The following is an 11,824-nucleotide window of genomic DNA, read 5'->3' as shown; positions in this document are numbered from 1 at the left end:
GAGATCCTTCTAGGGCGCGAGGTCCTTGTAGTAGAAGTACATCGGCTCGCCGGCGCCCGGCTCGGTGTTCGAGAAGCCGTGGCGCTCGTAGAACCGGCGGGCGTCGTGGTCCACACCGTCCACATTGATCTCCAGCAGTTCCGCGCCGCGGGCCACCGCCTGGGCGCACGCGGCCTCCAGCAGCGCCTGGCCGATGCGCCGGTTGCGCAGTTCGGGGCGGACGTAGAGCTCGTCGAGCAGGGCGACGGGGCCGGCGTACCAGACGTTGACCCGCAACGAGACGACCGCGATCCCGGCATCGCCGTCGGCCAGCAGGACGACCAGGCCGCCGCCCGCCAGCAGCGTACGCAGCCGGTCGGCGAGGACGGCGGGGCCCGGCGTCTCGGTGTCGAACTCGCGGTTGAACTCGTCGAGGAGCCGGGCGGCGACATCCGCGTCGGCCGCGTTCGCGAGGCGTACGCCGGTGCCCGTCATCGCTCCGACGATAGCGTCCGCCGCGTGGGACGGCCGTGGACACTCCCGCGACGGCTGTGGTAGACACTGTCTACTAGCTGATCTTGCGAAAGGAGCGGGTCGATGCGTGGTTCGGCAGTCGTCGCCGCCGGTCATTTCCAGCCCGCCCGGGTGCTCACCAACGACGAGCTGGCGACCATGGTCGAGACCAACGACGAGTGGATCCGCAGCCGGGTCGGCATCCGCGAGCGCCGGATCGCCGGCCCCGAGGAACCGCTCGACCTGCTCGCCGCCGAGGCGGCCCGGTCCGCCCTCGCGAACTCCGGGCTGGCGGCCGAGGACATCGACCTCGTCGTGGTCGCGACCTGCACGGCGGTGGACCGCAGCCCGAACATCGCCGCCCGCGTGGCCCGCCGGCTCGGCCTGCCGTCGCCGGCCGTGCTCGACGTGAACACCGCGTGCTCCGGCTTCTCCCACGCGCTGGCCCTCGCCGACGCGATGATCCGGGTCGGCTCGGCCCGGCACGCGATCGTCGTCGGCGCGGAGCGGCTGAGCGACTTCACCGACTGGACCGACCGGACGACCTGCGTACTCGTCGGGGACGGCGCCGGGGCGGTCGTCGTGAGCGCCGCCGAGGAGGCGGAGATCAGCCCGGTCGTCTGGGGCTCGTTCCCGGAGATGGGCGACGCCGTCGTCATCGAGGGCGACCAGAAGTTCACCCAGGCCGGGCAGTCGGTGTACCGCTGGGCCACGACGAAGCTGCCGGAGATCGCCCGCCAGATCTGCGAGACCGCCGGGCTCACCCCCGACGACCTCGGCGGCATCGTGCTGCACCAGGCGAACCTGCGCATCATCGAGCCGGTGACCCAGAAGATCGGCGCCGCCAAGGCGGTGATCGCCCGCGACGTCACGGAATCCGGGAACACGTCGGCCGCGAGCATCCCGATCGCACTGTCCAAACTGGTCGAACGGCACGAGATCCCGGCGGGGTCGCCCGTGCTGCTGCTCGGCTTCGGCGGCGGCCTCGCGTACGCCGGCCAGATCATCCGCTGCCCCTGATCTCCCCATATGAGCTCGGACTGGTCCTGGGACCTGCATTTCGCCGACGGGCAGCAGCCGGACGATCTGCTGCCGCGGTTCGTGGAACTGGCCGCCACCTACGGACTCTCAGCCTCGAACTCCCTGGGCACGGTCACGATCTGCGACACCGAGGGCGGACCCACCTTCATGCCGGGCCTGGTGTCCGCGTACGCGACGGGCGCCCAGAACATCGTGCTCTGGCTGGGCGAGGTGGACATCTTCGTCTCCGTAGCGGGGGACGAAGGCATCGTCTGGTACCTGAACCAAGCCTTTGCCGTGCGGCGGCCCGGCCCGGATGCCGAGCCTTTCCGGCACCTGCACGCCCTGCTGACAGCGCTCTGGGCCGACGCAGCCGGGCGGTTCGGCGCGGCGTACGGGCGGGTGAACGACGAGTGGTGCCTGGAGCAGATCTGGGAGCTCGCCGGCCTGCCGAACGACACCGTCGCCGAGGGTGAGTGGCCGCACTGGCTCGGTTGGTGGACCTACCTCCGCTCGCCCGGCCGGCGACCGCTCCCGGATCTCCCGTTCGGCCTCGCGGTCCACGACTTGCCGCAAGGCGGCCAGATCCTGCAGATCCTGGACGATCCCGCGGATGTGAGCGAGGCGCGGTTCGAGCGGATCCACCACGCCTGGTCGGCCGGCTCCGGCCGGTGATCTCCACCGACCGGAGTCGGCCCGCCGACCAGGTCGCCACCAAGACCGGCCTCGGCCCAGCGCGTCGTCGCGCTCGATCTGCTACAGGTACGGCCTAGTGATGATCTCGACCGCGTGCCCCGCGGGATCCATGAAGTAGAACCCGCGGCCGCCGTGCTCGGTGTTGGTCTCGCCCGGCCGCTTCATCTGCGGGTCGGCCCAGTACGTGATGCTTTGCTCCTCGATAAAGGCCAGGCACCGGGCGAACCGCGCATCGTCGACGAGGAACGCGTAATGCTGCATCTGGATGTCCACCGGCGGCTCGGCGAACTGGAGCAGGACGCCCTCGTCGAGCAGGACGTTGACGAACGGCCCCCACGAAGGCGCCGCCGGCAGTTCGAACAGGGCCCGGTAGAACGCGGCCGACGCGTTCTTGTCCTTGGCGGCGATGATGGTGTGGTTGAACGTGACTGTCACGCGTACCGTCTTCCCGGTCGATCCGAAGACCCGATCGGAAGCTCACGGCGTTCAGCAGCCGCACTGATGACAAAACCCCGTGGGCACCAACGCCCCGGATCCCGCGCGAGAGAACGCGTACATCGCGTCGATCTCGGCGTGGCGGCTGAAGTAGCCAGAACCTCCGGGGGTAGGCCCATCTGGGGCGCGCAGGAAGGCTAGCACGTCCAGCGGTTGATCAGTCCCGGGTGATCGGCAGATCCTCCAGGTGACCGACCGGTGTGACCTCGTCGTCGCGTACCCAGAGGACGGCGGCTTCGGCGGCGAGATCGAACACGAGCGCCCCGTCGTTGGTCATCTCGGTGTAGCTCTCAGGGCCGCAGCCGATCCCGAGCAGCCCGAAGGGCAGCCAGTCGCCGTCCTCGACGCGCTCGGCGTACTCGAAGAGGAAGTATTCGACGATCTCCGCGACCGGATCGCGGGCGCCCTGGTAGAGGGCGTTGATCTCGTCCTGGCCGAGGCCGCGGGCGCGGGCCGCCAGCGCCTCGGAGTCCGCGCGGAGCCCGGCCCAGTCGACCACCTCGAGGGTCGTGGTCAGGTCGCCGAGAGTGACGGCCAGTTCCTGGCCGAGCAGGTGCCGGATGTCGGGTACGCCCACGGGCCACACCCTACAAAAATCGCCGGCGGTCGACATCACCCGGGAAGATCACTAGTGTCGGGGATCGATCCAATCGCGACAGACGAAAGGTCGCAACGATGCTCCTCTTCCGTCAACGACGGGTGGCCCCGATCCTGATGGCCGCCGTCCTCGTCGGCGCCGCCGCCCTGACCGGCGCACCGCCCGCGCTCGCGGCATCGGTCCCGTCGAACCTGCCGACGAGCCAGTTCACCCTGTCGGCCAACTACACCCAGTTCGACACCGTCGACAATGCGCTGATCGCCAAGCTGGGTACGGCGGCCGTGCACACCGTCATGGACAACGCGAACCACGACCGGCAGGCGATCACCGACTCGCTCGGGCTCGCCGGTTACAGCTCCGGGTTCAAGTTCGACGACGGCGACAACACCGACTGCACCAACTACCCGCAGGGCATCACCACCAGCCGGGACGCCATCGGGACCGCGAACAGCGGCAACTACGACGGCCACCAGCTGATCCTGGTGAGCTGGTACACCAAGGACGGCTGCGACGGCGACCAGGCCCGTAGCAAGATCACGCTGGTCGACTGGGACGCCACCTATCCGAACAAGTACCGCAAGGTGCTGCTCGTAGAGCCGACCGGCACGGCCGCCGCGCCGAACTTCAAGGACATCCCGATCCACGCGGGCGGCGTGTCCTGGTACGGCGACTACCTGTACGTGGCCGACACCGGGCACGGGATGCGGGTCTTCAACATGAAGAAGATCCTCAAGACGAACACCGGCGGCACCGCCGACCAGATCGGCCGCCAGTCCGACGGCACGACGTACTACGCGCACAACTACGCGTACGTGCTGCCGCAGGTGGGGACGATCACCGCCGCCACGACCTCGGGTACCTCGCTCGCCTGGTCGAGCATCTCGCTGGACCGGGTCAGCGGCTCGATCGTCATGGTCGAGTACACCTGCGCGTCGGGTTGCACCTCGTATCCGAACCGGCCGTCGCGGGCGGTCCGGTTCCCGTTCGCCTCGGGCGCCACCACGTTCGCGGCCTCGACCACGTCCTCGGAGGCCCTCCAGCTGCCGTGGACCCAGCTCAACGGCGTGGCCTCGCACAACGGCCGCTGGTGGTTCAACTCCTCGGGCAGCAAGAAGCTCTACTACTGGACCCCGGCCGGCGGCGCGTTCACCTATGGCTGGGTGGGCGGCGGCGAGAGCATCAGCTACTGGGAGGACACCACCAACCCGGACCTGCTGTGGTCGCTGCAGGAGACGGTCGGCCACCGCAACGTGTTCGCGGTGGAGCAGGCCAGCTACGACGGCTGATCCGGATGCCTCCGGCGCGGTGCGGCGCGCCGGATCCCCCGCATCACGGCACCCGGGACGTGCCCGCTGTGCCACGATCGGATCGTGAAGTTTCTCCTCCGCCGGGGAGCCGCTCGCGCGAGCCGCCCGAAGTGCATGCAGGTCGACATCAGCGAGTTCGGCGACGACACCGCCAAGGAGCTCGGCCGCATCCTGCGCTACTGGGGCGGCAACCTCCAGCACATCACCTTCGAACCCGGCCAGGAACAGGCGATCTACGACTCCGCGTACCGCGAGGTGGGGCGGCTGGCCGTGGAAGACAGCTGACGGGTGAACGTCAAGACCGGGCTCGGTCTGCTGCTGCTCGCGGCCTCGGCCGGGCAGCTGCTGGCCCCGCGCCGCGTCTTCGACGATCCCGAGCGGCTGTTCGGGCTGCCGGTGGTCCCGGTCTTCGTGCTCGGCGCCGGCACCACCCTGTTCACCGTCGGCGTCATCCTCCTCGGCGAAGGCGTCTGCCAGCGCTTCGGCGCCCCGTCGCTCGCCGGGATGGTGATCGACGACCCGGTCCGGCTGCCGTGGCTGCTCCTCGGCGGCGTCACCGCCGGCGTCGTGCTGGAGCTGAGCGCGCAGTGGCTGGGCCGGCTCTGGTTCTATCCCTACTGGACACCGTGGTTCTACGGCCTGATCGTCCTGCCCGGCTTCGCGTTCTACTGGCTGTCCATCGTGGCCAGCTACCTCGCGGCCAAGGCGGTCCTCGACGCCGTCGCGCGCCCCGGCCCGCGCGTCTCGATCACCCCGGCCGTCCCCCTGCTCCTCGGCGCGCTCACCCTGCTCACGTCGCTGACATGCACCATCCTCTGGTACGCGCGGCGGGGCTTCTCGCTCGCACCGACGCACCCGGTCCCCGCCGCGCCGCCGTTCTTCCTGATCGCGGCGGCGCTGACCGGTGCCGCGCTGCTCGCCCAGGGTCTCCTGCTGCGCCGGCGGCTCTGCTCCCCCGCCGGGGCCGTCCGCCACGGCTACTGGGTGCCCGGGGCGGCCGTCCTGCTCGCCAGCGTGGTCCTGTCCGTGGTCATGGAGATCCTGAACACCGCCCACCACCACTGGGCGTACGCGCATTTCCCGGGACCGGCCGTCGCGGGCGTACCGGTGCTGGTGTTCGTGGCGTGGCCGGTGCAGTACCTGATCTTCCTGCTGGTGCCGTCGCTGGTCGTGCCGGGCCTCGCCGATCTGCTGTGGCGGCCTACTCCGGGGCGGGATGCCGCCGGCCGTCCAGGGACAGCGACGGCTGCTGCAACTGCGGCAGATAGTGCCTCGTGAACAGGTGGCTGACCAGGTCGCGGCGGCTGCGTACGCCGGTCTTGTCGAAGACGCTCTTGAGATGGTCCTGGACGGTGTAGACCGACAGGCCGAGCCGGTCGCCGATCTGCGCGCCCGACCGGCCGAGCAGGACGAGCTGGGTGACGTCGCGCTCCCGCGGGGTCAGCCCGTACGCGTCGAGCACGATCGCCGTCAGCTCCCCGGGTTCGGCCGGGCCGACCGAGATCACGGTCCCGCCGCCGGCCGGCCCGCTCATCCGCCAGGCGCGGATCGTCGCCCAGGTCCCGGCCGGCGTGCGTACGCGTGACCACGCGCTCGCGTCCGGCGCCGCGTGCGCGGCGGCGACGACCGCGCGTACCGGATGGGGTAGTCCGCCGGTGCGGACCTCGCCGAGCTGATCGAGCCAGGCGCCCGCGGTGGGTGAGACCGACAGGAGGGTGCCGTCGGCGGCGAGCATGACGACCCCGGGCGCGTCGTCGACGAGGCCGTCGTCGACGCCGGTGAGCAGCAGCGACCGGCGGGCGGCGACGGTGACCGGGCGGCTGACCTCGGCGGCGACGGACAGCTCGGCGTCGCTGAAGGCGGGCGAGCCGGCGGACCGGCAGAGCACGAGCAGCCCCCAGGTGTGCTCCCCGTCGCGCAGCAGGACGCGCAGCTCGTCGGCGAGCCGCAGCGGGGCGAGGATCTCCCGGTAGTACTTGCTGGTGGCGAGGTCGCCGCCGGTCGACCGGCTGAGCAGGCTGACCGGTGCGGTACGCCGGGTCAGCGCCCGCAGGTTGTCGACGTCGTCCTGCTCGGCGTGCTCGATCTCGAACAGCCGCGGCATGACCTCGGCGGGGAACCCGGCCCGGTGCACGCCGCCGGTGTCGAGCAGGGTGGACGGATCGAGGACGACCGCGCACCACACGTCGGCCGGGACCGCGGACAGCAGCGCCTCGGCGGCCACGTCGATCGTCTCGACCACGTTGCGGTCCTCGTCGAGCGCACCGGCGAACCGGCTCAGCACGCGGGCGGCGGAAGGGGTACGCGTCACCACGCGCTCACCCTACGGCGTACCCCCAGCTTCGTGGGATTGGCGAGCCAGGTGGTTCGGCCTACCTTCACGCCAGAAGTCCTGCGGCGATCGGCTGGGGACGAGCGTGCGATCTTCAGGGGTGGTCGGCATGGCGAGCCAGGAGGTGGCCCGGACGATGGGCCGGGGACTGTCGCGTTGGGAGAGTTACCAGCCCAGTACGCGCGCCCAGACCGCGTTCGGCGAGCTGCGCCGGGTGCTCGACCAGTCGCCGGCGCAGCGCCGCGCGCAGGCCACTGTGGACACGGCGGCGGAGTTCGGGGCGAACTTCGGCGGCGGGGTCGCGCAGTACCTGAACGAGCAGCGGCGCGGCTTCTGGGACCGCAACTTCGGCCTGTCGGCGAAGAAGCGCGGCGAGGAGGCGCAGCTGACCGAGGCTTTGGCCGCGCTCGGCGGACTGGCGGCGGGCGCGATCGCGCGGGCCAAGGTCCGCCACGACGACACCAGGTACCGCGAGGCGGTCGGCCGGCTGATCTGGCAGCTGGTCAACGTCGCGGCGGTGGACGACGACGGCCTGGTCAACGAGTGCAACGAGGCGCTGCGCTGGCGGGTCCTGGACGCCCTGGAACTGCGGCCGCAGGCCCGTGAGCAGCTCGCCGCCTCACCTGTTCCGGACTCGTACGCAGCGATCACCGTGCCGCATCTCGAGGACGACGTCCGCGCCGCCGTCGCCACCTACGCCTTCCACGCCAGCGCCAACGCGATCGGCGAGGTACGCGCCGCCCAGCGGGTCGTGCCGCTCATGATCCGGCTGGGCATGTCGAAGAGCGGCGGCGAGCATTTCGCCCGCCGGGCGCAGACCGAGTACCTGGGCGAGAGCGACTCCCTCAACCTGCACTACAAGACGTTGCGGATCGCGCTGATCGGGATCGGCCGCGCGCTGGTGCTGCCGATGGACGTGATCGCCGAGGCGGCGTACCAGGCGACGCGGTACAACCCCTACGAGGCGGCGCGGGCGGAGAACCGCCAGCTCCTCGTGCAGGCGGTCGGCGCCGCGAGCGGATTCGCGGGCATCGGCTCCGGCTCCGGGGTCTCCCCCGCGATGAGCATCGTCACCTCGGCCGCGCGGGCGCTGTTCGGGATGGCGACGACGGCACCGGCGATCGAGAACGCGTTCACGAAACTGGGCCGCGAGGCTCGCGTACCGCAGGCGACGATCGACGGCTGGCTGGTCTGGAATCGCGCCTGATCAGGTCGTCAGCACCGTACGCACACCCGCCGGCTCCGGTTCGGTCCAGACGCGTTCGACGTCGGCGAGCGGCGCCGTGCGTACGGCGGCGGTGATCCCGCCGGACCGGAGCTCGGCGACCAGCGACGGCAGTTCGGCCACGTACGCCTTCGGCGACACCGCACCCTGCCCGTTGCCCTGCAGCCGGAAGTTGGCCGAGCGGAACACGACCGAGGGCAGCTCGATCGTCGGCCCGGCCACGGCGCCGATCTGGATCCAGTCCAACGCCCGGCTGCGGTCCGTACGCGCGGTCAGCAGCGCGACGATCGCCTCGCTCGCCGGCTCGGCCCACAGATAGTCGAGCACGAGGTCGACATCGGCGGCGGCTTCGGCGAGCGCGTTCTTGTCGAGCGGCGCATCGGCCGGCCCGCCGCCCGGGAGGCGGACGACGGCGTCGGCGCCGAGCGCGGGAAGTTCGGCCAGCCGTTGCGGCGACCGGCCCGCGCCGACGACCCGGCCGGCCCCGAGCCGCTTCGCGACCTGGACCGCCATCCGCCCGGCGTTGCCGGTGGCGCCGAGCACGAGGACGGACTGCCCGGCCCGCAACGGTACGCGCCGGCGCAACGCGACCCACGAGGACATCGCCGGGTTCATCGCGGCGGCGACCGTGGCCACGTCGACGTCCTCGGGCAGCTCGACCGTCCGCCGAGGGTCCACAGCCGTCCGCGTCACCATCGAACCGAGATCGTCGTCGTCGGCCACGAAGTAGACGAGCCGGCCGTCCGCGCGCCGGCCGACACCGTCGATCCCGGGGATCATCGGCAGCTTCCCCGTGCTCGTGTAGTGCTTGCCCGACGCCCCTGTACGCACCCGCGGGTGCAGCCCGGCGGCGAGCACGTCCACGACGATCCGCCCCGGCTCCGGTTCGGGCAGCTCGAACGGCTCGTACCGGGGCGGCTTGCCGAACTCCCGGACGACGGCGGCGTACGCGTCCATGCCGTGACTCCCTCATGAATTGGTTCGTGGCACGTACCAATTTAGTTTGTGCCACGTACTTTTTCAAGTAGGATGGGGCCGTGAACCGCCCTGACATCGAGTCCGGCCCCGATGCCGGACTCGATCTGGTCGACGCGCTCGCCCTGCTCTCCTTCCTCGTCCACGACACGCTCGCCGAGCTCGCCGGCCGCCACGAGCTGTCGATCGTCCAGACGCGGCTGCTGGGCATCCTGCGCGACCGGGAGCCGACCATGAACGAGCTCGGCCGCCTCCTCGGCCTCGACAAGTCGTCCATCAGCGGACTCGTCGACCGGGCCGAGCGGCGGGGGCTGGTGACGCGTACGGCGAGCGCCCAGGACCGGCGGGCGGTCCACGTCGCCACCACGGCCGCCGGGCGACGGCTGGCCGCCGAGGTCGAGACGGCCTTCAGTGCCCGCATCGGCGAACTGACCGCCGGTCTCGCGCCGTCCGACCAGGCCCGCCTCATCGCGTACGCGACCGCGATGATCGCAAGATCCCGTTCGGATCAGGGAGATCACCCGAATCTTGAGCCAAGATTACGTGCGAAAACCTGATCCAAGCGGGATCTTGGAGGGCGGGCGCCGGGGCCGTCAGGCGGCGCGCTCCAGGTCGGCCGACTGCCGCACCCACCGGGTGAACAGCTCCGCGTCGATCTCGGCCAGGTCGCGCAGCTTCACGTGCGCCATCCCGCCCTTCGTGTCGATGCGGCCGTCCGGATCGTCGAGCTCCCGGCCCCGCCACAGACCGAAGGTCACATAGGAGGCGTACGCCTTGATGAGGCAGACGGGCTGCTTGCCGGGCGCGGCGCCGAGGCTCCACACGGGATGCCCCTGCCACAGGGCACCGGTGCCGGGCAGCGCCGCGTCGATGAGCGTGACCATCTTCTCGGCGACGGCCCGCAGGTTCTCCGGCTGCGCGGCCACATACTCGTCGATCGTGCCGAACTTCGCCATGATGTCTGCCCTTCTCGTCGGCTCTTCTCCATCCAGGCAGCGAACGGGACCGCCCCGGATCGACACCACCGGAGAACTTTTCCGAAGATTTTTTGTGCGACCATGTCGGCGTGCGTTTTCTGATGACGACCAACGGCGGCGGACCGCCCGCGACCCCCGAGCTGTACGCCCGGATGGGCGCCTTCGTCACCGAGCTGACCCAGGCCGGGGTCCTGCTCGCCAGCGGCGGACTCGACCCGAAGGGCACCCACTTCTCGGCCGCCGACGGCCAGGTCACCATGACCGACGGCCCGTACGCCGAGGCCAAGGAGTCCATCGTCAGCTTCGCCCTCATCGAGGCGCGTACCGAGGAGGAGGCGCGCGAACTGGCCCAGCGCTTCTGGAGCGTGGTCGGCGACGGCGAGGGCGACATGCGCCGCGTCTACGGACCGGGCGACTGACCCACGCCGTGGAGATCGAGATCCAGCGCCGGCTCGAGGCCGTCTGGCGGCTCGAGTCGGCGCGCATCGTCGGCGCCCTGACCCGCCTCGTCCGCGACGTCGGCCTCGCCGAGGAACTCGCCCAGGACGCCCTGGTGTCCGCGTTGCAGGACTGGCCCCGGACCGGCGTACCCGAGAACCCGGGCGGCTGGCTGATGCTGACCGCCCGCCACCGCGCGATCGACCGCCTGCGGCGCGACGACAAGCTGCGCGAGAAGGTCGAGACCCTCGGCCGCGACGTCGAGGACCGGCAACGCACGGCCGCGTACGACGGCACGGCGGAGTTCGACGCCGTCCTCGACGAGGATCAGATCGAAGACGACATCCTGCGGCTCATCTTCATCTCCTGCCACCCCGTGCTCGCCACCCCGGCACGGGTCGCGCTGACGCTGCGGCTGCTGGGCGGTCTGACCACCGAGGAGATCGCCCGCGCCTTCGTGGTCCCCGAGCCGACCATCGCCCAGCGGATCGTGCGCGCCAAACGCACCCTCGGCGAGAAGGACATCCCCTTCGAGGTGCCCCCGCCGGCCGAACGCGCCGAGCGGCTCGCCTCGGTCCTCGAAGTCGTCTACCTGATCTTCAACGAGGGCTACTCCGCCACCGGCGGCGACGACCTGCTGCGTACCGACCTGTGCCAGGAGGCCCTGCGGCTCGGCCGCATGCTCGCCGGCCTCGCCCCGGACGAGCCCGAGGTCCACGGGCTCGTGGCGCTGATGGAGATCCAGGCCTCCCGCTTCCAGGCCCGCGTGGACGGCGACGGCCGCCCGGTCACCCTGGCCGAGCAGGACCGCGGCCGCTGGGACCAGTCACTCATCCAGCGCGGGTTCACCACCCTGCTGCGCGCCCGCGAGCTGCAGCGCCCGGTCGGCCCCTACGTCCTGCAGGCCGCGATCGCCGCCTGCCACGCCCAGGCGGCCCGGCCCGAGGACACGGACTGGGCGCAGATCGCCCTGCTGTACGAAACTCTCCTCCAGCTGGCCCCCACTCCCGTCGCGCGGCTCAACCACGCCGTCGCCGTCGCCGAGACTGGCCGCACCGCCGCCGCCCTGTCCATCGTGGACGATCTCACGGCACGACTGCACAACTACCATCTCCTGTACGCGGTCCGCGGCGACCTGCTCGCCCGGCTCGGCCGGATGACGGAGGCCCGGGTCGCCTTCGAGCAGGCCGCGGAGCTCACCCGGAACCGGCCGGAGCGGGAAGTGCTGCTGCGCCGCGCGTACGCCTGCGTAGCGGCGACCGCCTGACC

15 protein-coding genes are annotated in these 11,824 nt (G+C 71.2%); 9 read left to right on the top strand and 6 right to left on the bottom strand.

The genetic code is table 11. The features are described from left to right. Positions 1 to 9 precede the first annotated feature (9 nt). Positions 10 to 474: a GNAT family N-acetyltransferase gene (locus G401_RS0108420; protein WP_027342148.1), complete on the bottom strand. Its 465-nt coding sequence runs from the start codon at positions 472 to 474 to the stop codon at positions 10 to 12. Positions 475 to 576: 102 nt separating this feature from the next. Here G401_RS0108420 and G401_RS0108415 point away from each other — a divergent pair, with 102 nt between their 5' ends. After that, positions 577 to 1,512 carry a beta-ketoacyl-ACP synthase III gene (locus G401_RS0108415; RefSeq protein WP_027342147.1) on the top strand — a complete coding sequence of 312 codons (936 nt, stop codon included), beginning with the start codon at positions 577 to 579 and terminating at the stop codon, positions 1,510 to 1,512. Positions 1,513 to 1,521: 9 nt separating this feature from the next. Further along, positions 1,522 to 2,187 carry a hypothetical protein gene (locus G401_RS44345; protein WP_051366371.1) on the top strand — a complete coding sequence of 222 codons (666 nt, stop codon included), beginning with the start codon at positions 1,522 to 1,524 and terminating at the stop codon, positions 2,185 to 2,187. A gap of 81 nt (positions 2,188 to 2,268) precedes the next feature. On the opposite strand, the gene G401_RS0108405 is transcribed toward G401_RS44345, so the two are convergent. Together G401_RS0108405 and G401_RS0108400 are read right to left on the bottom strand one after the other, a co-directional pair. Continuing rightward, entirely contained in the window at positions 2,269 to 2,643 is a 375-nt protein-coding gene (locus G401_RS0108405) for a VOC family protein (RefSeq protein ID WP_027342146.1), read from the bottom strand. A gap of 217 nt (positions 2,644 to 2,860) precedes the next feature. Next, positions 2,861 to 3,280 carry a hypothetical protein gene (locus G401_RS0108400; protein WP_027342145.1) on the bottom strand — a complete coding sequence of 140 codons (420 nt, stop codon included), beginning with the start codon at positions 3,278 to 3,280 and terminating at the stop codon, positions 2,861 to 2,863. Positions 3,281 to 3,378: 98 nt separating this feature from the next. Between G401_RS0108400 and G401_RS0108395 the strand changes: the two genes are divergently transcribed. From G401_RS0108395 to G401_RS0108385, 3 genes are all read left to right on the top strand, one after another. After that, positions 3,379 to 4,587 carry a hypothetical protein gene (locus G401_RS0108395; RefSeq protein ID WP_051366370.1) on the top strand — a complete coding sequence of 403 codons (1,209 nt, stop codon included), beginning with the start codon at positions 3,379 to 3,381 and terminating at the stop codon, positions 4,585 to 4,587. A gap of 84 nt (positions 4,588 to 4,671) precedes the next feature. Further along, the gene (locus G401_RS55675) at positions 4,672 to 4,893 is read left to right on the top strand and encodes a hypothetical protein (RefSeq protein WP_157545468.1); all 222 of its coding nucleotides are present in this window, start codon (positions 4,672 to 4,674) and stop codon (positions 4,891 to 4,893) included. 3 nt (positions 4,894 to 4,896) lie between these two features. Next, positions 4,897 to 5,886 carry a hypothetical protein gene (locus G401_RS0108385; protein WP_027342143.1) on the top strand — a complete coding sequence of 330 codons (990 nt, stop codon included), beginning with the start codon at positions 4,897 to 4,899 and terminating at the stop codon, positions 5,884 to 5,886. Here the strand turns inward: G401_RS0108385 and G401_RS44340 are convergent. Next, on the bottom strand, positions 5,810 to 6,922 hold the full coding sequence (locus G401_RS44340) for a response regulator transcription factor (protein ID WP_051366369.1): 1,113 nt from the start codon (positions 6,920 to 6,922) through the stop codon (positions 5,810 to 5,812). The genes G401_RS0108385 and G401_RS44340 overlap by 77 nt on opposite strands. A gap of 127 nt (positions 6,923 to 7,049) precedes the next feature. On the opposite strand from G401_RS44340, the gene G401_RS0108375 reads away from it, so the two are divergent. Next, positions 7,050 to 8,147: a hypothetical protein gene (locus G401_RS0108375; protein ID WP_157545466.1), complete on the top strand. Its 1,098-nt coding sequence runs from the start codon at positions 7,050 to 7,052 to the stop codon at positions 8,145 to 8,147. Here G401_RS0108375 and G401_RS58260 read toward each other — a convergent pair whose 3' ends face one another. After that, positions 8,148 to 9,122, bottom strand: a complete 975-nt coding sequence (locus tag G401_RS58260) for a quinone oxidoreductase family protein (protein WP_027342141.1) — start codon at positions 9,120 to 9,122, stop codon at positions 8,148 to 8,150. Positions 9,123 to 9,202: 80 nt separating this feature from the next. On the opposite strand from G401_RS58260, the gene G401_RS44335 reads away from it, so the two are divergent. Then, entirely contained in the window at positions 9,203 to 9,697 is a 495-nt protein-coding gene (locus G401_RS44335) for a MarR family winged helix-turn-helix transcriptional regulator (RefSeq protein WP_157545464.1), read from the top strand. Between the two features lie 36 nt (positions 9,698 to 9,733). Here G401_RS44335 and G401_RS0108360 read toward each other — a convergent pair whose 3' ends face one another. Beyond that, the gene (locus G401_RS0108360) at positions 9,734 to 10,096 is read right to left on the bottom strand and encodes a DUF1801 domain-containing protein (RefSeq protein ID WP_027342140.1); all 363 of its coding nucleotides are present in this window, start codon (positions 10,094 to 10,096) and stop codon (positions 9,734 to 9,736) included. 110 nt (positions 10,097 to 10,206) lie between these two features. On the opposite strand from G401_RS0108360, the gene G401_RS55670 reads away from it, so the two are divergent. After that, a complete protein-coding gene (locus G401_RS55670) occupies positions 10,207 to 10,536 on the top strand; it encodes a YciI family protein (RefSeq protein ID WP_027342401.1) in 330 nt (109 codons plus the stop codon). A gap of 8 nt (positions 10,537 to 10,544) precedes the next feature. Further along, positions 10,545 to 11,822 (top strand): RNA polymerase sigma factor, encoded by a 1,278-nt coding sequence (locus tag G401_RS0108350; protein WP_034591020.1) that lies wholly within the window; start codon positions 10,545 to 10,547, stop codon positions 11,820 to 11,822. Positions 11,823 to 11,824 lie beyond the last annotated feature (2 nt).

Source organism: Hamadaea tsunoensis DSM 44101, assembly GCF_000428945.1.
GTDB lineage: Bacteria > Actinomycetota > Actinomycetes > Mycobacteriales > Micromonosporaceae > Hamadaea > Hamadaea tsunoensis.
Note: the sequence above shows the minus strand (reverse complement) of the source record. Positions and strands in the feature narration are given on the sequence as shown.